General features: G+C 71.0%; 18 protein-coding genes. 1 reads left to right on the forward strand and 17 read right to left on the reverse strand.

Annotation, left to right across the window (positions count from 1 at the left end):
• The 11 genes from WMF17_RS12635 to rpmH all read right to left on the reverse strand — a co-directional run bounded on the left by WMF17_RS12635 (nt 1) and on the right by rpmH (nt 14,167).
• Nucleotides 1–3,066 carry an FHA domain-containing protein gene (locus WMF17_RS12635; RefSeq protein WP_437602292.1) on the reverse strand — a complete coding sequence of 1,022 codons (3,066 nt, stop codon included), beginning with the start codon at nt 3,064–3,066 and terminating at the stop codon, nt 1–3.
• A 205-nt stretch (nt 3,067–3,271) separates the two neighbouring features.
• On the reverse strand, nt 3,272–3,406 hold the full coding sequence (locus tag WMF17_RS12640) for a hypothetical protein (protein ID WP_437602293.1): 135 nt from the start codon (nt 3,404–3,406) through the stop codon (nt 3,272–3,274).
• 129 nt (nt 3,407–3,535) lie between these two features.
• The gene (locus tag WMF17_RS12645; protein ID WP_437649617.1) at nt 3,536–5,941 is read right to left on the reverse strand and encodes a protein phosphatase 2C domain-containing protein; all 2,406 of its coding nucleotides are present in this window, start codon (nt 5,939–5,941) and stop codon (nt 3,536–3,538) included.
• A 45-nt stretch (nt 5,942–5,986) separates the two neighbouring features.
• A complete protein-coding gene (locus WMF17_RS12650; RefSeq protein ID WP_437649618.1) occupies nt 5,987–8,134 on the reverse strand; it encodes an FHA domain-containing protein in 2,148 nt (715 codons plus the stop codon).
• 228 nt (nt 8,135–8,362) lie between these two features.
• Nucleotides 8,363–9,610 carry an FHA domain-containing protein gene (locus WMF17_RS12655; RefSeq protein ID WP_437649619.1) on the reverse strand — a complete coding sequence of 416 codons (1,248 nt, stop codon included), beginning with the start codon at nt 9,608–9,610 and terminating at the stop codon, nt 8,363–8,365.
• Nucleotides 9,611–9,896: 286 nt separating this feature from the next.
• The gene (rplS, locus tag WMF17_RS12660) at nt 9,897–10,250 is read right to left on the reverse strand and encodes a 50S ribosomal protein L19 (RefSeq protein WP_437602299.1); all 354 of its coding nucleotides are present in this window, start codon (nt 10,248–10,250) and stop codon (nt 9,897–9,899) included.
• Nucleotides 10,251–10,553: 303 nt separating this feature from the next.
• Entirely contained in the window at nt 10,554–11,111 is a 558-nt protein-coding gene (locus tag WMF17_RS12665; RefSeq protein ID WP_437602300.1) for a protein jag, read from the reverse strand.
• Nucleotides 11,104–12,885: a membrane protein insertase YidC gene (gene yidC / locus WMF17_RS12670; protein WP_437602301.1), complete on the reverse strand. Its 1,782-nt coding sequence runs from the start codon at nt 12,883–12,885 to the stop codon at nt 11,104–11,106. Before yidC ends, WMF17_RS12665 begins: the two co-directional genes overlap by 8 nt.
• A gap of 155 nt (nt 12,886–13,040) precedes the next feature.
• Nucleotides 13,041–13,424 carry a membrane protein insertion efficiency factor YidD gene (gene yidD / locus WMF17_RS12675; RefSeq protein WP_437602302.1) on the reverse strand — a complete coding sequence of 128 codons (384 nt, stop codon included), beginning with the start codon at nt 13,422–13,424 and terminating at the stop codon, nt 13,041–13,043.
• Nucleotides 13,425–13,488: 64 nt separating this feature from the next.
• The gene (rnpA, locus tag WMF17_RS12680) at nt 13,489–14,010 is read right to left on the reverse strand and encodes a ribonuclease P protein component (RefSeq protein ID WP_437602303.1); all 522 of its coding nucleotides are present in this window, start codon (nt 14,008–14,010) and stop codon (nt 13,489–13,491) included.
• Nucleotides 14,011–14,017: 7 nt separating this feature from the next.
• Complete coding sequence (gene rpmH, locus WMF17_RS12685) at nt 14,018–14,167, reverse strand: 50S ribosomal protein L34 (protein ID WP_437490053.1); 150 nt, start codon at nt 14,165–14,167, stop codon at nt 14,018–14,020.
• 310 nt (nt 14,168–14,477) lie between these two features.
• On the opposite strand from rpmH, the gene WMF17_RS12690 reads away from it, so the two are divergent.
• The gene (locus WMF17_RS12690; protein ID WP_437602304.1) at nt 14,478–16,181 is read left to right on the forward strand and encodes an OmpA family protein; all 1,704 of its coding nucleotides are present in this window, start codon (nt 14,478–14,480) and stop codon (nt 16,179–16,181) included.
• Nucleotides 16,182–16,459: 278 nt separating this feature from the next.
• Here WMF17_RS12690 and WMF17_RS12695 read toward each other — a convergent pair whose 3' ends face one another.
• The 6 genes from WMF17_RS12695 to WMF17_RS12720 all read right to left on the reverse strand — a co-directional run bounded on the left by WMF17_RS12695 (nt 16,460) and on the right by WMF17_RS12720 (nt 23,863).
• Complete coding sequence (locus WMF17_RS12695) at nt 16,460–18,610, reverse strand: thioredoxin domain-containing protein (protein ID WP_437602305.1); 2,151 nt, start codon at nt 18,608–18,610, stop codon at nt 16,460–16,462.
• Between the two features lie 81 nt (nt 18,611–18,691).
• Nucleotides 18,692–19,987 carry a beta-ketoacyl-[acyl-carrier-protein] synthase family protein gene (locus WMF17_RS12700; RefSeq protein ID WP_437649621.1) on the reverse strand — a complete coding sequence of 432 codons (1,296 nt, stop codon included), beginning with the start codon at nt 19,985–19,987 and terminating at the stop codon, nt 18,692–18,694.
• A 60-nt stretch (nt 19,988–20,047) separates the two neighbouring features.
• Complete coding sequence (locus WMF17_RS12705; RefSeq protein ID WP_437602307.1) at nt 20,048–20,926, reverse strand: acyl-ACP desaturase; 879 nt, start codon at nt 20,924–20,926, stop codon at nt 20,048–20,050.
• Complete coding sequence (locus WMF17_RS12710) at nt 20,923–21,174, reverse strand: acyl carrier protein (protein WP_437602308.1); 252 nt, start codon at nt 21,172–21,174, stop codon at nt 20,923–20,925. Before WMF17_RS12710 ends, WMF17_RS12705 begins: the two co-directional genes overlap by 4 nt.
• Before the next feature lie 3 nt (nt 21,175–21,177).
• Entirely contained in the window at nt 21,178–22,062 is an 885-nt protein-coding gene (locus tag WMF17_RS12715; protein ID WP_437602309.1) for a class I SAM-dependent methyltransferase, read from the reverse strand.
• Nucleotides 22,049–23,863 (reverse strand): fatty acyl-AMP ligase, encoded by a 1,815-nt coding sequence (locus tag WMF17_RS12720; RefSeq protein WP_437602310.1) that lies wholly within the window; start codon nt 23,861–23,863, stop codon nt 22,049–22,051. The genes WMF17_RS12715 and WMF17_RS12720 overlap by 14 nt, the downstream gene beginning before the upstream one ends.
• Between the last annotated feature and the right edge of the window lie 247 nt (nt 23,864–24,110).

Here is a 24,110-nt window from a genome sequence, read left to right on the forward strand (position 1 = left end):
TCACACCGGGTCGCGCCGCTTGAGCACCACGCAGAGCGTGACGAGGAGGAGGAGGGTCATCCCGGAGAGCACCGCATAGGGCATCCAGGTCTGATCGTACGTGGTGAAGCCCCACGCGCCCGCGTAGTTGTCGGCGGCCATCTGCGCGATGGCGCACTTGAACTTGCCGCCCTCGATGAAGTCCGCGGCGCTCGTGTCGGTGCGGTGCAGATCGATGACCCAGGCCGGGGCCTCCGCGGTCGCGAGGCGCTCGGGCGCGATCGCGCCCTCGAAGCCCCAGCGCGCCGGGATGATGTACATGAGCGGCCGGAGGTGCGGCACGGTCGTCATCGGCACCATGAGCCCGCCGAGGACGACCTGGGGGATGAGCGCGATCGGCGTGAGCGCCATGGCCGCCTCGGACGAGGCGACCACCGTGGAGAGGAGAAGCCCCATCGCGACGGCGCTGAGCGAGGTGGCGGTCAGCGCGGCGAGCTGCATGGCGAACGCCTCCATCCCGCCGTGGAAGCCGAGGGTGAAGAACACGATCGCGAGCAGGACGGTGCACTGGACGAGGCAGAACCCGGCGAGCAGCAGGTACTTCGAGAGCACGTAGTTGACGAGCCCCAGGTTGACCATGCGCTCGCGGAGGTAGATGGCCCGCTCGCTGACGATCTCGCGCGCCGCGTTCGAGGTCCCGAACCAGACCGCGGCGACGACGAGGAAGAAGATCGCCGCGGTGTGGTCGGTCGTGACCTCCATGCCCTTGATGACGTCGGTGCTCTGATCCGCGCCGCCCGCGCGGCGGCCGAGCTCCTGGAGGGCGCCGAGGCACCACGCCGGGATCGCCTTCTCCTGCCCGCCGAAGACGATCGCGAGGAGGATGCCGATGATCGGGGCCTGGAGGAGCATGATCAGCGTGCCGCCGATGTCGCGCTTCTTCACCTTGAAGTAGCGCGACAGGAGCAGGCCGAGCTGCCCCTTGGTCGTGGCGCGGCCGGCCGGGATGCCGCGCTGCCCCTGCCCGGTGCCGATCTCCCGCCGGCCGGAGTACATCCGCCGGTACGTCGGGTTGGCGTCGCTGAAGAACTCCTTGCGCCACTCGATGGCCGCGAGCCGCCTGGCCTCGCCGCGCGACACGTTCGGGTCCCGCGCGCGGAGCTGGTCGAAGATGGGCCGCTCGCGGAAGGCGAGCATCTCGAACATGTCGCGCGGGTTGTCGACGTCGTTGGGCTGGCCGTGCCGCTCCTTCCAGCTGCCGAAGAAGCGGTACGCGTCGGGCTGGGTCGGCCCGAAGAACATCGGGATGCCGCCGTAGCCGAGGATGAGCGTGTGGCTGAACTTCTCGAACTCGTCCTTCGCCGGCTGGTGGATCGTCATGATGATCGTCTTGCCGGTGGCCTTCGTGAGGTCGTGCAGCAAGGTGATCAGCGCGGTCGTGTCGTCGGCGGCGAGGCCCGAGGTCGGCTCGTCGAGGAAGAGGATGACCGGGTCGGTGACGAGCTCGAGCGCGATGTTGACGCGCTTGCGCTGCCCGCCCGAGAGGATCTTGTTCTCGGGCTTGCCGATCTGGAGGTTCTTGACGCCCTCCAGCCCGAGATCCTTGATGGTCTGCTCGACGCGCGCGTCGATCTCGGCCTCGGTGTAGTCGGGCGGGAGGCGGAACTTCGCGCTGTAGCGGACCGCCTCGAAGACGGTGAGCTCCGGGTGGACGAGGTCGTCCTGCGGCACGTAGCCGATGGAGCCGCGGAGCGTGTCGTAGATGTTGTAGAGGTCCTCGCCGTTGATGCGGACGACGCCGCTCGTCGGCGGCAGGTAGCCGTTCAGGGTGAGCAGGAGCGTCGTCTTGCCGGCGCCCGACGGCCCCATGAGCGCGATCATGTCGCCCGGCAGCGCCTTGAACGACACGTTGTCGAGGAGCGTCTTCTGCTCCTGGGGGTTGTCCCTGTCGGGGACCTGGAGGGCGAGGCTCCACGCCTCGATCTCGTAGAGCGGGCGCCCAGCCCAGCGATCGGCGGAGTACTCTTCCTGGACGACCTCGACCGCGCCTGCGCCCCCCATCTCGATCTGGAGGGGCATGGGCCCGATGTAGATCTTCTCGCCGCTCTGGACGGCGATCTTCTGGCCGGGCGCGATGCGGTTGCCGCGGACGTAGGTCCCGTTGGCGCTGCCGCAATCCTCGACGTAGAGCTGCCCGTTGATCGAGTGCAGGAGGGCGTGGTGGCTCGACACCTGCGGGTGGGCGAGCACGATGTCGTTGTCGGGCGTGCGGCCGATCCTCTTGACGTTCGACCCGGCGCCGGAGAAGTCGAGCTGGCCGAGGACCGTCTTGTTCTTCCGCCCGGGCGCGCCGGCGGCGGGCAAGGACGACGCCGCCTGCGCGGGCTGCTGCGCGTAGCCGCCGGCGGGCTGCGGCGGCGGCGCGTAGCTCCCGGGGATGGGCTGCTGCGACGGCGTGTAGCCGCCGGCGGGCTGCGGCGGCAGGGCGCTCGTGCCGGCGATGGCGCCCTGCGCGGCGGGCAGCGCCGACTGCCGGGCCGCCTGGGCGAGCTGGACGAGCAGGCTGACCTGGACCGGGACGGGCCCGAAGGCGATGGCGCCCTGCGGATCGATCGGCGTCGGCGCGCCGGGGGCGATGCGCTGCGCGCCGACGTAGGTGCCGCTCGTCGAGTTGTGGTCGATGACCATCATGCGATCGAGCGTGACGGTGGCGTGCTGGCTCGAGACGCTCGGGTGCTGGAGCACCAGGGAGGCGCGCGTGGGGTCTCGCCCGATCACGACCTGTCCGGGCGCGGGCGCGAGCGACCCGGGCGACGCCATCATCAGCGTGATGGCCGGGTGGTTGAGCGGCACCGGCGTCTGCGCGACGACGAACTGGGTGCGGAAGTCGAACGGGAGCTGCTCTCCCGGCGCGAGGGGCCGCCCGTTCGCCGATGCAGGCCCTTGGCCGCAGGCGAAGAGCAGCTTTCCACCACCCTGGTTGATGATGCGCGCGTGCTCGGGCAGGACGCCGGGAGCGACGAGCACCACATCGCAGGTGGGGGCACTGCCGATCGTGATGCTTTGCTTGCCTAGCCCCGGGATCATGCGGGCCGCGTTTCACCACAGGCGGTTGGGGAGAGCAAGGAAAGAGGCGCGTCGTGCCCGCGGCGACGGCGCCGCGCTGCTCGCGATCGTGTGCGGGAGGGAGCGCGTGACGCGCGACGCGCGCGGCGGGACGATCTCGTCTGCCGGGCGAGGAGAGCTTCAGAGCGGAGCGTCGTGACGGCCGGTAGCCGGGCGGCTCAGCGCATCACAGGTCGAGGAGCATGAAGCCGGCGCGGACCTCCTCGAGGGAGGGCATACGGGTCGACTGGGGCTCGTCTTCCATCTCCGTGGGCGTGCCATCCATGTCGTGTCCGTACTCGAGCTCTTGATCTCCAGGCATGGAGGAACCTCCGGAGAGCTAGGCTAATCCGGAATCTGGTCCATCTTCAATTGCATTCCGCGGCCGAGATCGTCGCGCGGCGGTCATCCGTTCGTGTTGGTGCGTGGGGACGTCGTCGCGCTGTCGCGCTCAGCCAGCGGCGAGCTTCCAGAGCAGGAGGGCGACCAGCACGACGATCACGACCGAGAGCGAGGCGATGAGGGCGATGTAGACGCCGCGCGAGGCGCGCACGGTGCTCGGGACGCCCGATGCCGTGGACGAGGACACGGGCCCGGAGAAGCTCGGCGCTGGAAGGGCGCGCGGCCCGGCCGCGGCATATCCAGGTGCGTGCGGCGGGGCAGGGGCGAGGTGCGGAGCGGCGGCGGCAGAGGGACCGCCCGGCGCCGCTGCGTGGTGCCCCGAGAAGGCGACCGAAGCGGGAGGAGCGTCCTGGTCGATCGGGTGGGGCGATGGGCCGAAGGCGGCGCCCGGGTGAGGCGGGGCGCCCGGGTGAGGCGGGGCGCCCGGGTGAGGCGGGGCGCCCGGGTGAGGCGGGGCGCCGAAGGAGCCCGGGTGAGGTTGCGGGCCGAAGGCGGCGCCGGGATGGGGCGGGGCGCCCGGGTGAGGCGGGGCGCCGAAGACCCCCGGCGGAGGCTGTGCGCCGTAGCCGGCGCCGGGACGAGGCGGGGCGCCCGGGTGAGGCTGTGCGCCGAAGGCTCCCGGCGGAGGCTGCGCGCCGTAGGCGGCGCCAGGCGGGCCCAGGGCGGCGCCCGGGTGAAGCGGGGCGCCGAAGCCTCCCGGGGGAGGCTGCGGACCGAAGGCGGCGCCCGGGTGAGGCGGGGCGCCGAAGCCTCCCGGGGGAGGCGGCGCGCCATGGGCCATCGGAGGTGGTGCGGATGCCGCGGGAGCGCTCAGCGGAAGGGGGGACAGCACGGCGCGCGCATCGGGCGCGAACGTGTGAGGCACCGGCGCAGGACTTCCCGGCACGGTCGTGGGCAGCGGGTGGACGGAATCCATCGCTGTCGGACTCACGGCAAGCGCGCTGTCGGCGGCGGTCGGGCGCACCGCCGGCGCGCCGTGGGCGATCGTTGGCGCCACGGCGGGCGTGTGGTCGGCGGCGGTCGGGCGCACCGCCGGCGCGCTATCGACGGTGGTCGGGCGCAGCGACGACGCGCCGTGGGCGGGTGCTGGCGCCACGATCGGCGGGTTGTCGGTGGCCGTCGGGGTCAAAGCGGGTACGACGTCGGTGGTCGTCGGGGTCACGGCGAGCACGCCGTTGATGGCCGTCGCGGCCGCGGCGGTCGCGCCGTCGGCGGCCGTCGAGGCCAGGGCGGGCACGCCGTCGGCGGCCGTCGAGGCCAGGGCGGGCACGCCGTCGGCGGCTGCCGGGTCCGCGGTGATCGCGCTGCTGGTGGACCCCGGACGCCGCGCGGGCGCGCCGGTGGTGCCCGTCGGGATCACGGTCGTCGCGTCGCTGGCGGACGCCGTATGCCGCGCGGGCGCGCCGGTGGTGCCCGTCGGGATCACGGTCGTCGCGTCGCCGGGGGACGCCGGGCCTGCAGCAGGCGCGCTTCCAGCGGTCGCCACGCCCGGCGCCGGGGCGCCGTGGCCGTGGGCGAGCAGCGCATCCGCGGCGCTCTGCGGGACGCTCGCCGCCCCCTCGGGGCGGGTCATCGCGACGGTCTCCTGCGGGCCCGAAGCGCGCGCCTGGTCGACGCCGTCGCCGTCGCCGCCTGCCCCTGGCGGTCCGTGCGCGATCGTCAGCGAGCGGCTGCCCGTCTCGATCACCCGGACCATCTGGACGGTGATGTTGTCGTGACCGCCGCGGTGGTTCGCGAGCTGCACGAGCATCCTGCATGCGTGATCGACCGAGCCCGACGCGAGCGCCTGCCGCGTGCACCCGAGGATGTCCCCGCTGAGCACGAGATCGGTGAGGCCGTCGCTCGCCTGGATCAGCACGTCGCCCGGATACAGCTCCATCGGCTCGGGTCGAACCTCGACCTCCGCCTCCGGTTTCATCCCGAGAGCGCGCGTGATCTTGTTCGCGTCGGGGTGGCCGATCGCCTGCGCCTCCGTGATCATGCCCGCGTCGATCATCCCCTGCACCATCGAGTGGTCGCGCGTGAGGGGGTAGATCTGCTGGCTCCGGATCACGTACGCGCGGCTGTCGCCGACGTGCGCGACGTCGACGCCGCGATCGTGGAGGACCATCGCCACGACGGTCGAGCCCGGGCGGACGCGGTTCTCCGCCGGCCCGCCCAGCTGATAGACGCGGCGCGCCGCCTCCTCGATCGCGGCCTTGAGCGCCGCCCTCGGATCGACGGCGGCCGGCGTCTGCTCGATCACCTCGAAGATGGTCTGGATGGCGGCGCGGCTCGCCTCGCTGCCCCCGTAGTGCCCGCCCATGCCGTCGCACAGGACGCAGAGGTGACCGAACCTGGTCTCGGCGTAGCCGCACGCGTCCTCGTTGACCTGCTTGTTCGGGTCACGACCCGCATCGCTGGCCTGGGCGAACTCGATCTTGAGGCGCGGAGAGGACTCGGTCGGGGGCATCATGGGGGGGGGCGTCGCTTGGGGCGTGAGGCCGGGGCCCCGGACACGCTACTCCAAACGGACGTTGAACTCGACGGGGCCGAACCGCAACGAGGCGCCGGGCGGCACGGGCGTCCAGACGCCAGCGGCGACGCGCTGACCGTGCACATAGGTCCCGTTGTTGGAGCCCTCGTCCCGCACGAACAGCTGACCGGCCTCGAGCTTCACGCTCGCGTGGGTGCCGGACACACGCGGCTCCGCGAGCGCGATCAGGCACGAGGCGCCGTCGCGCCCGGCCCGTACCTCGGCGCCGGGGTGCACGGTGAAGATGCCCGCCGCGCCCGAGAGCGTCGCCCGGCTGACGCCGCCCGGGGGAGGCGCCATCATCGGCCCGCCGCCATAGCCGAAGTCGCCCGGCGGAGGCGGCGCGGGTGCGTAGGGCGGAGGCGCCCCGCCGCCCGCCACGATGGGCCTCGGGGGCGCCGCCGCCGCCGCGCCGCGTCGCCGGCCGCCGCCGCCGCCGCCGCGGAAGATGGAGACGAGCAGCAGCACGATGACGACGCCGCCGAAGGTCACGCCGGCGATGAGCAGGTACGGCAGCGGCGCTTCCTTCGCCTTCAGCGTGAGGATCTTGTCGGCCGTGACCGCGCTCGTGCGCCGCGCCTGGTTGTCGTAGACGATGAGGCGCGCCGTCATCTGGTCGCCCTTGCCCACGAGGAACTTGTCCGTGTCCGGCAGCTCGAACTCGACGACGCTGTCGCCGGCCGAGATCGCCTTGCCGCGCATCCCGCTCTCGATCAGCGTCCGCTGGGCCTTCTTCGCGTCCTCGAGGTTCCCGCCCTGCAGCGACTGCGGCGCGGCCTGGTTCTTCGGGACCATGTAGATCTCGGCCCGCTGCGCGTTGCCGCCCCAGCAGAAGTTACCGAAGATCTTGACCGTGCTGCCGGGATGGATCGGCGACTTCTTCGCGGCGCGATCGGTCGCGTCGCGGTCGATGTCGAGCGGCCACGCGGTGGGATCGATGCCGACGGGGACGTTCTGGAACGTGGCGTCGCCCGCGATCGGCGGATCCGTGTTGATGAAGGCGAGCTTGAACGTCTGCGTGATGCTCGGCGCGACGCAGGAGACCCGCCACTTCACGATGTGCATCTTGTTGAAGCGGGTGCGGATCGCGTTGACGATGTTGGCCGCGCGCCGCTGCTGGCCGTCGCGCACCACGCTGAAGAAGCCGCCGATCTCGGTGTTCGCCATCCCCTCCATGAACTCGCGGGCGTTCGCGGTGAACTCCTCGACGAGCCGGCTCGGGAACCAGATCGAGATGACGGGCACCGGCGTCTTCGGCAGGACGTCGTTGTTCTCGGGGAACCGCCCCTTCGTGAGGTAGTCCCGGAGCAGGTTCGACGCCGCGGCGGTCGAGCTCGGATCCGCGCCGGCGGAGCCGTTCGAGAGGACGACCATCGCCTGGTGCATCGGCACCGGGACCCCCTGGCCGGCGTTGCCGAGCTCCTTGAACGCGTCGGTCGCGGCGTTCTTGATGATCGTGAAGAGCGGGCGCGTGCGCCCCTGCGTCGGGTAGGTGCGCGTGACGCCGCCGATGGCCTGCGCCGCCGTCTGCTTGTTGCTCACCCACTTCGAGTCCTCGACGACGCCGCGATCGTTGAAGAACATCACGTCGACGATGTCGTTCGGCTGCATCGCGTTCACGAACGCGCTCGCGACCGCCTTCGCCTCGTCGAAGCGGGTGCCCATGCTCGACGCGGCGTCGATCAGGATGAGCCACGCCGTGCCGACGCCCGGCTGCCCGGCGCTGTCGCCCCACCGGACCTTCGACTCGAACTTCGCCGGCAGGTCCGTGCCGTCGACCGTGACGGAGAAGATCGCGTTCTTGTCCGGGAAGTCGAACGACGAGTAGAGCGCCGACGGCTGCTCGATCGCGTCGGCGACGCAGTCGAGGTTCGCGTCGCCCGTGAGCGCGGCGCAGGTGCGGGTGATGTCGCTGAGGCGCTTGCTCTGCACGACCTCGAGCACGGTCGTGAGCACGGGCGACCCGTCCGCGGTGCTCGCGCGCGGGTCGATGCGGAGCACGTGCGCTTCGGGCGCGGCCTCGGCGCCGCGCGGTCCGCCGAGGAGCGCGAGGACAGCGGCCGCGAGCGCGAGCAGCGGAGCGCAGCGGAGGGGTTTGCCCCCGCGCCTGCCGCGACGGGCGGAGGCGCTCATGGAGTGGATGGGGCGAGTCGCGTCATGAGAGGGAGTCATGCGTGGGGATCTCCAGCGAGCGCGAGGGAGCAGAGGAGCGCTCCCCGCGCGAGCGGGGCGGCCGCCGCGCACTGGCGGCGGCTATCCGGTTGGTTTTCACGCAGCCTGACCGGGGCGCCAGGTGCCGGTGGAACGTCGCGAGGGAAGGGGGCCAGGCTCGGCAACGCCTCTCCTCGTGCGATGGGCCCGTCAGGCCCGCGTGGCCACGTTGAACAGGATGACGCTGAACCCGCCGAAGCGGATCTTGTCGCCATCGCGTAGCTCTCGTCGGCCCTGGAAGCCGACCGCCTCCTCGTTGTGGAACGTCCCGTTGGTGGAGCCGAGATCGGCGAGGACGAGCCGGCCGTTGTCGATCTCGATCGTCGCGTGGTGCGTGGAGGTCGTTCCGTGGGCTATCTCGATGTCGACCTTCTGTCCTGTCTCGGCGCGGCCGACGACGTTCTTGCCTTGCCAGAGCGGCCAGAACCGACCGAGCGGGTCGTCCTGGAAGCTCACGAGGAAGCCGGCGAGGGCGCGTCGGTCCTGCCCGATGGCCCTCGGCGACGCCGGCGTGGACGGGTGCACAGCCGGAGGGGCGGACATGTACTGAGGCGGCGGCGCCGGCTGGGGCATGTGCTGCTGGGGTGGAGGAGGCTCGCCGTAGCCCCCCATGCTGCCCCCCTGCTGCACGGGCGGCGGCGCGGACGGCCCCGGGTAGCCCCCCATGCCGCCCCCCTGCTGCACGGGCGGCGGCGCGGACGGCCCTGGGTAGCCCCCCATGCCGCCCCCCTGCTGCACGGGCGGCGGCGCGGACGGCCCTGGCTGGTTTGGCGCGTGCGTCGTCTGGTTGAAGGCGTCGCCGCTCATCTGGATACCGTCGAGGGCGATCGGGTGGCCTCCCTCCATGCAGAACGAGCCGCCCGCCGGGATCGCGTGCCCCTGTACGCAGCGCGCGCCCTGCGGCTGCGGAGGAGGACCGAAGCCGGGCCGCGGGGAGCCGGGATAGCCGCCCTGCTGCTCCGGGAAGCCCGGGGCCGAGCCATAGCCGCCGCCCTGCCCGCCGTAGATCGGCGGCTCGGGCGGGAACGGAGGTGGCTTCAGCGGCAGCGGAGGAGGTGGCGGGGGAGCGCCGTAGCCACCGGGCTGCGACCCGAAGGGCGGCGGGGGGCCGAAGCTCGACGAGCCGCCCTCGGGCGCCGGCGGGAATCCGGGGGGCGAACCTGGAGGAGCCCCGAAGGGAACCGGCGGAGGCGGACCGAAACCACCGCCCGGTGAGCCGAAGTTGGGAGGCTCAGGGGGCGAGCCGAAGCCCGGTGCAGGAAACGGCGGAGGAGGAGGCGGCGGCGGCGGAGGCGGCGCCCCGAACGCTCCGGGCCCGGAGGGAGCGAGCGGCGAGGCGCACACAGCGCAGAATTTATCGGCGGGGGTCGCGGGCGCACCGCAACGCGGACAGAGCATGGTGATCCTTCTCGGGTTTCGCGGCGCCGCGGCGCCGCCGCCGCGAGCATACCGTGGGCGCTCGGCCGAGGATCAAGAAGAAGTATGCGGGAATCCTTGCTGGCGGCCGACAATGCGGCACGCACACGCCTGCATGCAGCGCCGTTCGGCGCGCGCCGGCTGCAGCGCTGCGCCATGGACGCGCCTGCTCGCGCGCTGCGGGCCAGGGGGCGGCTGCCACCTGGCCATCGGCTCTGCGGGAGCGCGCTGCGTCTGTCCGCGCGGCCGGGACGCCGGCCTGCGAGGCTCAATCCTTCGCGTCGCGGACGCGGGCGGCCTTGCCGGCGAGGTTGCGCAGGTAGAACAGCCGCGAGCGGCGGACCACGCCGCGCGAGACGATCTCGACCTTGTCGATGCGGGGGCTGTGGAGGAGGAAGATGCGCTCGACACCGATCGTGAAGCTCACCTTGCGCACGGTGAACGTGCTCCGGACCCCGGCGCGGTGGCGCTTCAGCACCACACCCTGGAACACCTGGATGCGCTCCTTCTCGCCCTCGACGATCCGGTAGTGGACGCGCACCGTATCGCCGACGCGGAAATCCGGGATCCCCTCGCGGAACAGGGGCGCTTCGATCTTCGCGAGGATGTTCGAGGTCTGCATGGTCGGTCAATCCTTCAAAGGGTCGGGGATCCGTCTTCGCGGTCCCGTGCTCAGGGGGCAGGGCCGCCGCCGTTTGTGGACTGCATCCGGCGGAGCGGGGGCCGCGAGCGGCCCGGTGCTTCACGCCATGACGCAGATGCTTGCCCGGTCGCGGTTCCGGAAGCATGGGCGCGAGCTCGGCCCGCGCACCTCCCCGGGGGGTACCGGAGAGGTGCGGCATTATGCATGCGGGCGATCCGGTGTCAACGCCGGCAACGGCGCAACTGCGCGCTCTCGCGCGGCTCTGCGCGCGAGCTCTCTGCTTCAGCGGCGGACGGGGATGATTTGCACGCGGCGGGCCTCTCCCTCACCGTCGCTCTTCGTGACGACGCCGGGGAATTTCGCCAGGGCCAGGTGGACGACGCGGCGATCCTGCGGGTTCATCGGCTCGAACGTGATGATCTTGCCCTCCTCGACCGCCTGCTTGCCCAGGCGGCGCGCCATGGACGAGAGCGTGTCCTCGCGTCGTTGCCGGTAGCCCTCGGCGTCGATGATCACGTGGCGCCGTTTCTTGCCCGGCCGGTTGATCACGCGGTTGGCGAGGAACTGCAGCGCCGCGAGCGTCTGCCCCTTCTTGCCGATCACGCGACCCGCATCCTTCCCCTCGACCTCGAGGCGGATCTCCTCGGGCGGATCCTCCTCCTCGTTCTCGAGGAGATCGACGGTGCAGTCCATGCCCATCGACGCGAGCACATCGATGACGAAGTCGAGCGCGATGTCGGCGCGTCCGTCCTCCTCGAACTCGGCCACGTCGCCAGCGCCCTGCGCCTCTGCATCGACATCCGCCGCGTCGATTCCCCTTTCGGCAGCTTCACTATCCACGGACACGTGCTTTTCCCTTTCCGAGAGCAGGCGCCGACTTGTCGTCGCCCGGAGTCTTCTTCGTCGCGGATTGGGGCTCCGCGCTCGCGATCTCTCGCACCTCGATACCGGCGGCCCGTTCGTCCCTCGCCTTCAGGTACCGCTCGACGAGCAACTGCTGGCCGATGCCGAGCCAGGTGTTGGTCAGCATGTAAACGCCGAGGCCGGCCGGGAGGAAGAGCATCATGGCGGTGAAGATGCCGGGCATCAGGTACAGCATCATCTTCTGCTGCGCAGGGTCGCCCTGCGGGGGCATGAGCTTCTGCTGGATGAAGCTCGAGGCGCCGAGGACGATGGGGATGATGAAGTACTTGCCCGGGGCCGACAGGTCCGGGATCACGGGGCCGAACGGGGTGTGGTAGAGCTCCACCGCGGTCTGGAGCGCGGTGTAGAGGGCGAACCATACCGGCATCTGGAGCAGCATCGGGAAGCAGCCGATGACCGGGTTGGCGACCTTGTTCTTGCGCCAGAGCTCCTGCATCGCGAGGCCGCGCTGGGTGGCGTCGTCCTTGTACCTCGCGTTGATCTCATCCATCTCCGGCTTGAGCTTGCGCATCGCCGCGGCGCTCTTGATCTGCTGGATGCTCAGCGGGAAGAGCAGGAGCCGGACGGTGATGGTGAGCAGGACGATGGCCCAGCCCCAGCTGCCCACCGCGCCGTAGAGGACATAGAGATACGAGACGAGGAGCTTCGCGATCGGCGAGAACCAGCCGAGGTTGATGACCTCGCTCGCTCCGTGGTCCACGGCGGCGAGCAGGTCGCGCTCCTTCGGGCCGGTGAAGGAGAGGACCTTGTAGGTCACCGCGCCGCCGGGCGCGAGCTCGTGCTCGGGGTAAGCGAGCCGCGCGCGGTAGACGTGCCCGAAGGTCGGGTCATTGCCCTTCTGCTGGAACTTCGACGTGTCCCAGATCTCCTCGATCTGCGTCTCGGCCACGGGCTTCCCGGGCCCTTCCAGCGGGATCGCGATCTTGCTGAAGTAGCTGCTCGCGACCGCGGCAAACCGCGCGTTGCCCGGCGTGCGCCGCCAGCGCTCGGCGGTGAACTCCTTGTCCTCGAAGTCCTTGGGCTCGAAGGCGTCGGGGTGCTGCCGCTCGGTCGTCTGATCGGTCGAGGCGACCGTCTCGGTGATCCACTCCGAGAGCAGGCCGAGGTGGCCCTCGGTTTCCTTCTGGGTTCGCCACGAGGTCTGCTCGACCGCGAACCGGTGCTTGCGCGGCTCCTGGCCGGCGTTCTCGACCGTCAGTTGCAGCGAAAGCTCGTAAGGGCGCCCGGAGGCGGCGACGACCTTGGTCAGCCTCGTCGTGTCGTCGGTGTAGGTGAAGGTGCAGCTCTTGCCGTCCTGCGCCGAGAGCTTCCAGTCGAGGTCGTGGAACGGCACCTGCTGCGCGTTGCCGCCCGGCAGGCGCAGGTCCGTCCTCAGGGGCATCCGCGACTCGAGCGAGGTCGTGACCAGGTCCATCGGCCTGTGCTCGCCGTTCCCCGTCGTGTACTTCGGGTCGGTCATCCAGAGGTGCCGGACCGACGCGCCCCGCGTGGAGAGCTCCGCCTTGAACCGATCTCCGTCGATGACGCACGCCTCCGCGGGGGCGCGCTCCGCGGGGGCGGTGCTGTCGTTCACGTCGAGCGGCTGGAACTGTTCCGCGCTCTCACCGAAGAGGAGCGGCTTGCCGAACTGGATGAACAGGATGATGGCGAGGCCGAGGAACAGCCATTTGGCGATATTGCTGCGTTCCATGAAGTCCTTCGTCGATCCCAGGATCTCGAGCCGCGCCCTTCGCTGCTGGCGCCACGTGACGCCTCACGAGGCTGCCCAGCGTCGCTTCGGACGGGCTTTGCTCCGCGGCTTGTCGGGCGCCGTGCCGCCGGGGCCTTGTCGATGGTCGAGCGGGATTAGTCCATGAGAGTGACCCGGCCGCTGAAGCCCGCTCGCCGAGGGGGCGAGGCGTGCGAGGCGAGCTCCGTGCCAGTAGCCGAACAGCGTGCCGTATCCCGCGGGTCAACGTCCCGTTGCGTCGGCGTCCGAGCCGCCGCGTCACGGGGAAGACGAGGTGGTGGCGGAGGGTCGAACCCGCCCGGATGAAACGGGTGACACCTACACAGTCGCTTGAGCGAAAGCAAGCTCCCCCGAAGCGCTCCGTGACCCAGGATGCAGGCGGCGGCGTAGCGCGAGCAGGAAGGCTCGAACCGGCAGACCGGGCCCATCAACGCCACGATGACCCTGGAGAGCGTCATCTGGTAGGCGCGGATCAGCGCGAGGAGGAGCTTCGCCAGCATGCGGTGACCCGTGAGTGAGCGGGGAGCTTGGGGCTCAGCGCACCACGGCGCAAGGTAAGCCTCGTCATCGGGCGGGCGGATCTTCTGCGCCGCGCTCGTCCGCAGCCGCGGGCGCGCCGGTGAGGGATGGCGCGGCGGCGAGCGCGTCCCGTGCCCTGCGCCGGAGCACCGGGACCACGCTGCGCAGCTCCGCGAGCACGTCCTCGAGGCCGAGCGAGCCGGCGCCGGTGCGCAGGATCACCACGATGTCGACGCGCTCCGGGAAGAGCTCCGGGAACCTCCGGAATGCCTCCCTGAGCAGGCGCTTCGCACGGTTGCGGGCCACGGCGTCGCCGACCTTGCGCGAGGCGACGAGGCCCAGCCGAAGCGCACCCGGTACGGGAGCGGGGGCGGGCGCCTCGCCCTTCTCCGCGCCGCGAGCGGGCGCGTCGGTGGGGGCCGCAACGAGGATCAGCAGGTGCCGGGTGTTGACGCGATGACCGCCGTTCTGGATGCGAACGAAATCGGCCCGCTTGCGGATGCGGCGCCCGCGGGGGAACGACGAGGGGGGGGACGCCGACGAGCGCGGGCGCGCTGGCGCCGTCACGCTCGCGTTACTTCTTGTAGATGGTGGTCGAGAGCCGGGCGCGGCCCTTGCGGCGGCGGTTGTTGATGATCTTGCGACCGCCGGCGGTCGCCATACGCGCACGGAAGCCGTGAGTCCGGGCGCGGCGGGTGTTATGGGGCTGGTAGGTGCGCTTCATGGCTGGTGGTCCCTTGGCGTTCTGGACCGCGAACGGCGGCGACCTGGCCGCACGTCAAGCGGGCGCGCAAGAAAGCACGACGTTCGGCCCAGGTCAACACCAGACGACGCGGCGCCGCCTTGGTTCGCCGTTCTCTCTCACCTTTCTAGGTACCTGGGTTAGCGTGTAGCCTCCGATCGACCGCGGGGGCCGTTCTAGACGGGCCACAGGAGGGAATTTGACGCGCACCGGAGGACATGTGGGGGAGAAGCGGCACGTGGCTGCGCGGGGCGTCACGCGACGCGCGCTGGGCGTTGCTGCGGCGGGAGCAATGTTCCTGAGCGCGCTCCCTGCCAGCGCACAGACGAGGACGTTCTACCTGGACCGGCTCTACATGGCCGGCGCTCCCGAGGATTCGATCGCGCTCTGGAGGCCGCAGGTGGCGCCGGAGACGCGCTTTTTCGGGCAGTTCGGGCTCGGCTTCGGGCTCAACCCCTTCCGGATCGAGAACATGCTGAACGACGAGCGGTCCGCGCAGCTCTTCAGCAGGAAGCACGGCGCGCCGGTGTCGTCGCAGCTCATCGGGTACCTCAACGGAGGCGTCGAGTTCCTCGACCGCTTCAGCGTCCAAGTGGGGCTGCCGTTCATCGGCTTGCAGACGAGCAACCAGACGAACGACGCGATCATCGCCGGCGCGCAGGACGCGGCGAGCCCGTCGAGCGCCGCGATCATGGACCTGCGGCTCGACGCGCGGGCGGTCCTGTACCGCTCCGACGATCGCTTCTTCAAGCTGGGCGTCAACGCGGCCGCGTGGGTGCCGACGGGCCACAGGTTCTCGTTCGCCGGCGACAAGAGCACGAGCACGCTGATCGGGCTCTCGGGCGAGATCGACCTCAGATCCATGTTCTTCGTTCTCAACACCGGAGTGCAGTTCCGGCCGTACGCCTCGCTCAACGACTTCAACGTGTCGCACGAGTGGCGGTGGGGTATCGGCGGCTTCGTGCCGCTGCGGAACGGGACCTTGCGGCTCGGCGCGCAGATCTTCGGGTCGACCGGCCTCGGTCGGGGCACGACGTTCACCGGGGACAACACCCCGCTCGAGTGGATGGCCGAGGGGCGGCTCGCCCTCGACCAGCGGAAGAAGGCGTGGCTCGGTGTCGGCGGTGGCACGCGCCTCACCGGGGGCTACGCGCCGGATTTCCGGCTGACCGGGGTCCTCGGCTACGCGTTCGGCATCTCGGATGTCGAGCCCATGTCGCCGGGCGCACGCTTCAAGGCGCTCCCGCCGCGCGCCGCGGACACCGACAAGGACGGCTACCCGGACGACATCGATCTCTGCCCGACCGATCCCGAGGACAACAAGCCGCCGAACTCCAGCGACGGCTGCCCGGCGCTGCCCGACCGCGACGGCGACGGCATCCCCGACGTCAGCGACAAGTGCCCGGATGAGCCCGAGGATTTCGACAAGATCAACGACGCCGACGGCTGCCCGGAGGACGACGCCGACGAGGACAAGATCCCGGACGCGAAGGACGCGTGCCCCAAGGAGCCGGGCGAGCCGAGCACCGATCCGGCCAAGAACGGCTGCCCGCAGTTCATCCGCCGCATCACGGGATCGAGCGAGATCCAGATCCTGAAGCAGGTGCAGTTCGCGACGGGCAGCGCGAGGATCCTGCCGAACAGCTACGGCATCCTCGACGAGGTCGTCCGGCTGCTCAAGGTGAACCCCGAGATCGGGCTCGTCGCGATCGAGGGCCACACGGACAACCGCGGGCCTGACCAGCTCAACGAGCGGCTCTCCAACGATCGCGCCCACTCGGTGAGGACCTACCTCATCGAGCGCGGCGGCATCGACCCTGCCCGGCTCACGGCGGCGGGCTTCGGGCCGCGGCGGCCGATCGAGAGCAACAACACCGAGGCCGGGCGCCAGAAGAACCGGCGCGTCGAGTTCCACATCCGGGAGAGCAACACGGGCGGCAACAAGGCCTCCGGCAACACCACCGGCGGCGGCAGTGGCGGTACGGTCACGCCCTAGATGCCAGCGCCGGGCGGCGCGCGCGGGAGCTCTGCTGTGTGCAGTCCTCGCCGCCGCGTGCCGCCCGGACGAGGGCACGCCCTATCGCTGCAGCTGCATCTTCGTCACGGACTTCGACGCCGACGCGAAGCTGGACGTGGAGGTCTGCTCGCCGACCGAGGCCCGCGCCGAGGGCGTCGGACGCGGGTGCGCGCAAACCCACGCGCCCGGCCCGGTGTCCGGCTGCTCCTGCACGAGCGCCCCGGCGCGCGGACCGTGCGAGCTCGGCGCGTGCCGCGCTACCCCAGCAGCGCCCTGAGCTCGTCCGGCGTCGTCACCGGGGCCGAGCACGTTCGCCCGCGGCAGACGTAGGCCACGGCCGCGCCGGAGCGCGCCGGCTTGCCCTCGGCGACGACCTGCGCCGCCGCGGCCGTCTCCGGGCGCGCCGGATCCACGAGGACGATCGCCCGGTTCGGCAGGTAGGTCCCGAACGCCTCGCGCGCGAGTCCTCCAGCCGCTGTCGAGCCCGCCTCACCGACCACGACCACCGTCACGCTGCCGCGCGCGAGGCGGTCGAGCACGCACACGGTCTGGCCGAGCCCGAACGGGTTCTCGAGGGCGGCCGGCGCGAGGGCCTCGAGCTGCCGCTCTGCCGGCGGTAGGTAGCGCTCGTCGGCGATCTCGGCGAGGCGCAGGCAGAGGAGCGCCGCCATCGAGACGGCCGACGGCGCCGCCTGATCGTAGATGTCCTGCGTGCGCGCGATCAGCGCGTCGCCGTCGTCGGGGGTGAAGAAGAACCCGCGCGCCGCGTCGTCCCAGTGGTGCGCGATCATCGCGTCGGCGATCGCGCGCGCGACGCTGACGTAGCGCGGATCGGAGGTGGCTTCGTACAGGTCGAGGGCCGCGTTCCCGAGGTACGCCTGGTCGTCCAGGAACCCCGGCCGCACGTCGCCCGCGCCGCCGCCCTCCGCCTTCGCGCCCGCGGGCGCGCCGTCCTTGAGGTAACGGCCGACGCGGCCGCCGCGGATGAGCTTCTGCTCGAGCACCGCGAAGGCGCGCGCCGCGGCGTCGACCCAGGCGGGCTCATCCAGGGCGCGGCCCGCGTCGGCGAGCGCCCCGAGGAGCAGCCCGTTCCAGCTCGCGAGCACCTTGTCGTCGCGCGCCGGCCGGGGCCTCGCCTCGCGCGCGGCGAGCATCTTGACCCGGGCGCGCGCGAGCGCCTCGCGGCAGCGCTCGAGGTGCGCCGCGGCGTCTCCTCCGGCGCCCCCGTCGAGGACTGCCGCGGCCTGCTCCAGCGTGCGGTGCTGCGAGAGCACCGTCGCGCCGGTGTGCTCGAAGTTGCCTTCCTCCGTGATGCCGAAGACGAGGCGGGCCACGTCGTAAGCGAGCTGATCCTCGCCGAGCGCCGCGCGCAGCTGGTCGAGCGTCCACACGAAGAACTTGCCCTCGCTCCCCTCGGAGTCGGCGTCCTGCGACGCGTAGAACCCGCCCTCCGGGTCGCGCATCTCGGCGAACAGGTAGCCCACGATCTCGCGCGCCGTCTCGGCGTAGATCGGCCTCTTGAACGCGCGGAAGCCGTCGACGTACAGGCGCAGGAGGAGCGCGTTGTCGTAGAGCATCTTCTCGAAGTGGGGCACGAGCCAGCGCTCGTCCGTGGAGTAGCGGTGGAAGCCGCCGCGCAGGTGGTCCCAGATGCCGCCGTCGCGCATCCTGTCCAGCGTGAGCTCGACGCTCTCCGCCGCGGCGCGATCGCCCTCCAGCACGCCGCGGCGTAGCAGCACGTCGAGCGACATCGTGTTCGGGAACTTCGGCCGCGATCCGATGCCGCCGTGGCGGCTGTCGAAGCGCGCGAGCAGCTGCCGCGACGCGCGCCGGAGCAGGTCCGACGAGGCGGGCTCGACGGCGCTCGCCGCCCCGGCGGCGGCGGTCGCCGGCGCGCGCTGCACGCGCTCGATCGCCTGGGTGATCTCGTTCGCCTGGAGCTCGACCTCGTCGCGCCGGCTCCTGTAGGCGTCGGCGACCGCGTCGAGGACCTTCGGGAAGCCGGGCATGCCGTGCTGGTCCTTCGGCGGGAAGTAGGTGCCCGCGAAGAAGGGCCGCTGGTCGGGCGTGAGGAACACCGTCAGCGGCCAGCCGCCGCTCCGGCCCATGAGCTGCACGACGAGCTGGTAGATGTGATCGAGGTCGGGGCGCTCCTCCCGATCGACCTTGATGTTCACGAAGAGCTCGTTCATGCGCCGGGCGATCGCCTCGTCCTCGAACGACTCGCGCTCCATGACGTGGCACCAGTGACAGGCGGCGTAACCGATGGACAGGAGGATCGGCCTGTCCTCGCGCCGCGCGAGATCGAGCGCCTCGCCCCCCCACGGGTACCACGCGACCGGGTTGTGTGCGTGCTGCAGGAGGTACGGCGACGACTCGCTCGCGAGCCGGTTCGTGGGGGATGCCATGGAGCCCACCTAGCGCCGGGCGAGGGGGACCGCCAGCCGGGCCGCAGCGGGCTTGGGCGTCTGGGCCAGGCCCGCTCTGGGCTACGCCCGCTCCAGCACGAGGGCGCAGTTGTGCCCGCCGAAGCCCGCAGAGCACTTCAGCGCGTGACGCAGGTCGACCGAGCGCTGCTCGCGCACGACGTCCAGGGAGCAATCCGGATCGAGCTCATCCACGTTGATCGACGGGTGCAGCAGCTGGTCGCGCAGCGAGCACACGACGGCGATCGTCTCCACGGCGCCGGCGCCGCCGAGCAGGTGCCCGATCATCGACTTTGTCGCCGAGATCGGGATGCGCGCGAGGCGCTCGCCGAAGACCCGCCGCAGCGCGAGCACCTCGGCGGCGTCGCCCTGCGGCGTCGAGGTCGCGTGCGGGTTGATGTACCCGATCGCCTCCGGCGCGACGCCCGCCCTGGCGAGGGCGCGCTCCAGCGAGAGCGCGAGCCCGAGCCCGGTCGAGTGCGGCCGCGTGAGGTGCTGCGCGTCCGTGGTCATCCCGAAGCCGGCCACGAGGGCGAGCGGCTTCGCGCCGCGCGCCCGCGCGTGCTGCTCCTCCTCGAGCACGAGCGCGCCCGCGCCCTCGCCCATCACGAAGCCGTGGCGCCGCCGGTCGAACGGGCGGCTCGCGCGCGTCGGGTCGCCGTCGAGGGCCCTGGCGAGCGCCTTCGCGTTGCCGAACCCCGCGACGGTGTTGAGCCGCGTCGCGGCCTCGGCGCCCCCCGCGACCATCACGTCGGCCTCCCCCGCCTCGATCATGAGGGCCGAGGTCGCGATCGAGTGCGTGCCCGTCGCGCACGCGCTCGCGAGGTTGTACGACGGCCCCATGAGCCCGTAGCGCATGGCGATGAGCGCCGCCGCGCCGTTCGGCATGACGCCCGGGATGAAGTAAGGCGACACGGCCCTCGGGCCGCGCGCCGCGCTCCGGGCGATCTGCTCCTCGAAGATATCGACGGAGCCCATCCCGGTCGACATCAGGCACCCGATCCGGGTCCGGTCGAGGCCGCCGCCGCCCGGCGCCTGGGCGCCCTCCGCCGCCTCGTGGTCCGCGGCGGGCGCGCGCTCGAGCGGCGCGATGCCCGCCTCGCGCAGCGCCTCCACCGCGGCCGCGAGGCTCAGGTGGGTCACCCGGCCGTAGATGTCCGCCTCCTTGGGCGACAGGTACTTTCCGACGTCGAACTCCTTCACGCTGGCGGCGATGTCGCTGCGGAGCTTGTCGACGGGGAAATCGCGGATGAAGTCCACGCCGGACCGACCGGCGAGGAGGTTTTGCCAGGTGGTCTCGACGTCGTTGCCCAGCGGGCAAACGGCGCCGATCCCGGTCACGACGACCCGCCTTCGCATCGGACTGCTCGTGCTCGCTTCAGGGAGGGGGAGAGGGTTCAGGGCGGGCCGGGGGACGGTTCAGGCGGACAGCGCCTGCGGACCGGCGTCGTTCAGGTTGGGAGCGGCCGCGAGGCTCTCGAGCGACGTGTCGCGGCGGCGCTCTGCGCCGTGGCGCAGGTCGAGCGCGGCGCGCTGGGCGGCGAGCATCTCGTGCCGGCCCACCCCGAGGTACTTGAGGATCGGCATGTAGACCTTCTGGATGAACACGTTCCGATCGACGCCGGCCTCGCGCATCTTCAGGATGCGCGAGTCGTAATCGGGGACGATCCCGACGCCCGGCATCTCGAAGTTCGCGAACACGTGCGCCATGTCGGCGAGCGTCCCCTGCCGGTCCTCCTCGAGCAGCACCTTGATGACGCTCTGGTAGAAGCGGCAGTGGGCGATCTCGTCGCGGGCGATGTAGTCGTAGACGGCTCGCAGGCACTCGTCGTTCTCGCCCGCCGCCCGCTCCCGGTGCTTCACGTAGATGACGAACGTCGCCATCTCCTGCACGCAGCCGTAGAAGGTCATCTGCCGCGGCGTGTGGAACGGGAGATCCCACTTCTTCGCGAAGAGCTGGTGCTGCAGATCGGCGAGCTGCTCCTCGGTGCGCTTGCCCGACCGCAGGAGGTACTGCATCAGCGTGAGCGAGTGCTTCGACTCCTCGTAGGCCCAGTTCGCCTGGAACCACGCCTGGCCGAAGTAGCTGCGCACGAGGTTGATGCCGTTCGACACGTAGTCGGGCAGGTACATCTCGACCGAGCAGAAGGTCTCCGCGCAGAGCGCGAGCTCCTCGCTGGCGTCCTTGTTCACGCGATCCCAGGGGATGTCCTCGAAGAGGTTCCAGCGGCGCTCGCGCTCCGCCTTCTCGAAGAAGGTCATGTACTCCTGGAAGATCTGCTCCTCGAGCCGGCTCATGCGCCCGCCTCCAGCCGCTCTCCGACCTTCTTGCAGAGGTCGCCCACGGTGATGAGCTCGACCAGATCTTCGTCCGGGATCATGATCCCGAGCTCGGTCTCCATCTCTCCGACGATCTGCATCATCGAGAGCGAGTCGATGCCGAGCTCCGTGATCACCGACGCCGCGGTGACGCTGGGGAACTCGCGCCTGTCCACGCGAGCGGCAACCGTCTTGAACATCTCGAGCAGATTGGTCTTGTCCGTCATGGTTCAGTCGATCCTGCGAAGCTCGTATTGAGCGAGGGAGCTGTAGTGCTTGTCGAACGCGTTCACGCACGTCGACAGGTAACGATCGTAGTCGTCGAAGACCTTGTCCCCCCACGTCGACCGGATGGTCTTCTCGTTCAGCCGGAGCCGGCGGAGCCACTCCGCGGTGGTGCGCTGGTAGTGCTCGCGCCGCGTGTTCACCTGCATCACCTCCCAGTAGGGGTTCGCCGCCTGGATGATGTCCTCGAGCCGCGGGTTCAGGCCGCCGGGGAAGATCTCCCGGGTGACGAAGTAGATGTCCTCGAGGTCCTTCCTCGTGCCGGCCGGGAGCCCGCCCCACGGCGTCATCCGCGGCGTCCGGTTGCGGAGGATGGTCTGGAGGCCGAACCAGGCGCCCTGGTTCGTGAGCTCCCAGGCCTTCTTGAAGTACGCCCGGTAGATGTCGATCGCCTTGCCCTGGCGCGCCTCCTCCGGCGAGCACAGGTGGTCGATCATGCAGATCGAGATGAGGCTGTCGAACCGCTCGGACGTCGTGAAGGTCCGGAAATCCCCGCCGACCACCTCGACGCCGGGGAGCTTGCGGGCGTTCACCTCGGCGGCCTGCGCGGTGGACAGGGTGACGCCGACCGCGCGCTTCACACCGCGCGCCGTGGCCACGTACTCGAGCGCCGCGCCCCACCCGCAGCCGATGTCGAGGACCTTCTTCTCGGGCCCCGCCTTGGCGAAGTCCGACAGGATCCGGAGCTTGTTCAGCTGCGCGGCCTCGAGCGACTGCTCGGGGGACTCGTAGACGGCGCTCGTGTAGTTCATGCGCTCGTCGAGCCACAGCCTGAAGAACTCGTTCGAGACGTCGTAGCTGACCTCGACCTCGGCCTTACTGGATCCCATCGATGACTCCTTCGACACGTGCCGGGGCGCCGCCCGCGCGGCCCCCTTCGTTTCGCGCCGCCGCTCCGCTCGTGCGGACCACGTCGGCATGGGGGGAGGGCGTGATGCCCTCGTCAACGTCCGAGGCGACCTCGAGCTCGCCGGCCTCGAATCGCCGCTTCATCTCGCGGCGCCGCACCTTGCCGCTCGACGTCTTCGCCAGCGTCCCCCGCTTGATGAGCGCGATCTCGGACAGCTGGACGCCGATCTGGGCGCGCACGGCCTGGGTGATCGCCTGCGCGACGCCGCCCGCGCCGCGCTTGGCCTCGGCGACGACGACGGCCCGCTCGGCGCCCGACGCGGTGAGGCACGAGAACGCCACGCAGTGGCCGTCGCGCACCCCCTCCACGGAGGACGCGACGCGCTCGATGTCCTGGGGGAAGTAGTTCTTGCCGCCGAGGATGATGAGATCCTTGGAGCGGCCGCAGAGGTACACCTCGCCGGCAACCGTATAGCCGAGATCGCCGGTCCGCAGCCAGCCCCCTCCGAACGCCGCCTCGGTCGCCTCCGGCTCGTTGAAGTAGCCGGCGGCGACGCTCGGGCCGCGCACCCAGATCTCGCCCACCTCGCGCTCGCCGAGCGGCGCGCCGTCGGGCCCCACGATGGCGAGCTCGTGGCAGGGGAGGGGACGGCCGCAGGAGACGAGCTCCAGCGACGCGCCGCCGTTCGCGGGCCGCGCCTTCCCCGCCTGCATCGCCTTCGCGTCCACGCGGTCGGTGGTGAGCGGGGCCGTGAGGTCGCTGAAGGTGATCGCCAGCGTGGCCTCGGCCATGCCGTACGAGGGCAGGATGCTCTCCGGGCGGAGCCCCTGCTTGCGGAAGCGATCGAGGAACGCGCCGAGCACGTCCGCCTGGATCGGCTCGGCCCCGCACCCGAGCGCGCGCAGACACGAGAGATCCCACTGGCCCGCCTGCGCCTCGGTGACGGCCCGCGTCGCGAGGGCGAAGGCGAAGTTCGGGGCGAAGGTGATCGTGCCGCGGAACCTGTGGATCGCGTCGAGCCAGAGCGAGGGGCGGCGGATGAACGCCGTCGTCGGCAGGAACATCACCGGCACGAGCGCGTAGAGCGGCGCGATGACGAAGCCGATGAGCCCCATGTCGTGGTAGAGGGGCAGCCAGCTGACGCCGCGATCTTCCGGGGTGGAGCGCAGCCCGTCGAACATGATCGCGTGGCTGTTCACCGTCAGGTTGCGGTGGGTCACCATCACGCCCTTGGGCCGCGAGGTGCTCCCCGACGTGAACTGCAGGAACGCGAGGTCGTCGAGGGACACCCGCCAGGGCTCCGCCGCGTCCGACGCGTCGAACCCCTCGGGCTCGCGCAGGTCGCGCTCCAGGACGACGCGCAGCCCCGGCAGGGCGGCTCGGCCCTCGCTGCTCGAGGCGAGGTAGGCGTCGATCATCTCCTTGAGCTGCTCGTTCGTGACGAGCACGCTGGCGCCGGACGCCTCAAGGATGTGCTGCACCGTCTCGCTGTACGCCTCGAGCTTGGCCAGCGACTGCGGCGGATACATCGGGACCGCGACGATGCCGGCCGTGAGCGCTCCCACGAAGGTCAGGACGAACTCGTCGGCCTCGGTCAGGATCAGCGCCACGCGGTCGCCCTTGGCGAGCCCGAGCTTGCGAAGCGCGTGGGCCCGGCGCCGCGCCTCGAGCCAGAGCTCGGCGTAGCTGATCGCCCGCTCCTCTCCCGAGCTGCGAACGAACCGGATCGCTCGATCGGCGTGCACCGAATTTTGCTGGAGGACTTCGACGAACGTTCGCATGGCTCTCTGGTGGCTCAGGCCGAACGGACGTAGGTGCCCGTCCGACAAGGACGCCCCTGGCTTGAGTGAGCGCAGCCATAAGCGAAATTCGGGCCAGGGCAAACCGAAAACAATGAAATCCAAGGTTTGAGCCTGATTCCGCCGCTCGGGCGCATGAGTCAGCCTGACGCTGGCGTCCTGGGTGACGAAAATCCGTGCGCAGAGTGCGTCGAATATTCGTCACATCGCCCCCCGTGTGCGAATCGGA

The sequence above is a fragment of the Sorangium sp. So ce362 genome, from assembly GCF_051519845.1.
Taxonomy (GTDB): domain Bacteria; phylum Myxococcota_A; class Polyangia; order Polyangiales; family Polyangiaceae; genus Sorangium.

Bases quoted from the DNA above. Each gene is read 5' to 3' on its own strand.
- WMF17_RS12650 (WP_437649618.1), bottom strand. From the start codon at position 8,134: ATGAGCGCCTCCGCCCGTCGCGGCAGGCGCGGGGGCAAACCCCTCCGC.
- WMF17_RS12690 (WP_437602304.1), top strand. From the start codon at position 14,478: ATGTTCCTGAGCGCGCTCCCTGCCAGCGCACAGACGAGGACGTTCTAC.
- rplS (WP_437602299.1), bottom strand. From the start codon at position 10,250: ATGCAGACCTCGAACATCCTCGCGAAGATCGAAGCGCCCCTGTTCCGC.
- WMF17_RS12655 (WP_437649619.1), bottom strand. From the start codon at position 9,610: ATGCTCTGTCCGCGTTGCGGTGCGCCCGCGACCCCCGCCGATAAATTC.
- WMF17_RS12705 (WP_437602307.1), bottom strand. From the start codon at position 20,926: ATGAGCCGGCTCGAGGAGCAGATCTTCCAGGAGTACATGACCTTCTTC.
- WMF17_RS12715 (WP_437602309.1), bottom strand. From the start codon at position 22,062: ATGGGATCCAGTAAGGCCGAGGTCGAGGTCAGCTACGACGTCTCGAAC.
- yidC (WP_437602301.1), bottom strand. From the start codon at position 12,885: ATGGAACGCAGCAATATCGCCAAATGGCTGTTCCTCGGCCTCGCCATC.
- WMF17_RS12635 (WP_437602292.1), bottom strand. From the start codon at position 3,066: ATGATCCCGGGGCTAGGCAAGCAAAGCATCACGATCGGCAGTGCCCCC.
- WMF17_RS12710 (WP_437602308.1), bottom strand. From the start codon at position 21,174: ATGACGGACAAGACCAATCTGCTCGAGATGTTCAAGACGGTTGCCGCT.
- WMF17_RS12720 (WP_437602310.1), bottom strand. From the start codon at position 23,863: ATGCGAACGTTCGTCGAAGTCCTCCAGCAAAATTCGGTGCACGCCGAT.
- WMF17_RS12695 (WP_437602305.1), bottom strand. From the start codon at position 18,610: ATGGCATCCCCCACGAACCGGCTCGCGAGCGAGTCGTCGCCGTACCTC.
- WMF17_RS12645 (WP_437649617.1), bottom strand. From the start codon at position 5,941: ATGATGCCCCCGACCGAGTCCTCTCCGCGCCTCAAGATCGAGTTCGCC.
- WMF17_RS12640 (WP_437602293.1), bottom strand. From the start codon at position 3,406: ATGCCTGGAGATCAAGAGCTCGAGTACGGACACGACATGGATGGCACG.
- WMF17_RS12700 (WP_437649621.1), bottom strand. From the start codon at position 19,987: ATGCGAAGGCGGGTCGTCGTGACCGGGATCGGCGCCGTTTGCCCGCTG.
- rpmH (WP_437490053.1), bottom strand. From the start codon at position 14,167: ATGAAGCGCACCTACCAGCCCCATAACACCCGCCGCGCCCGGACTCAC.
- yidD (WP_437602302.1), bottom strand. From the start codon at position 13,424: ATGCTGGCGAAGCTCCTCCTCGCGCTGATCCGCGCCTACCAGATGACG.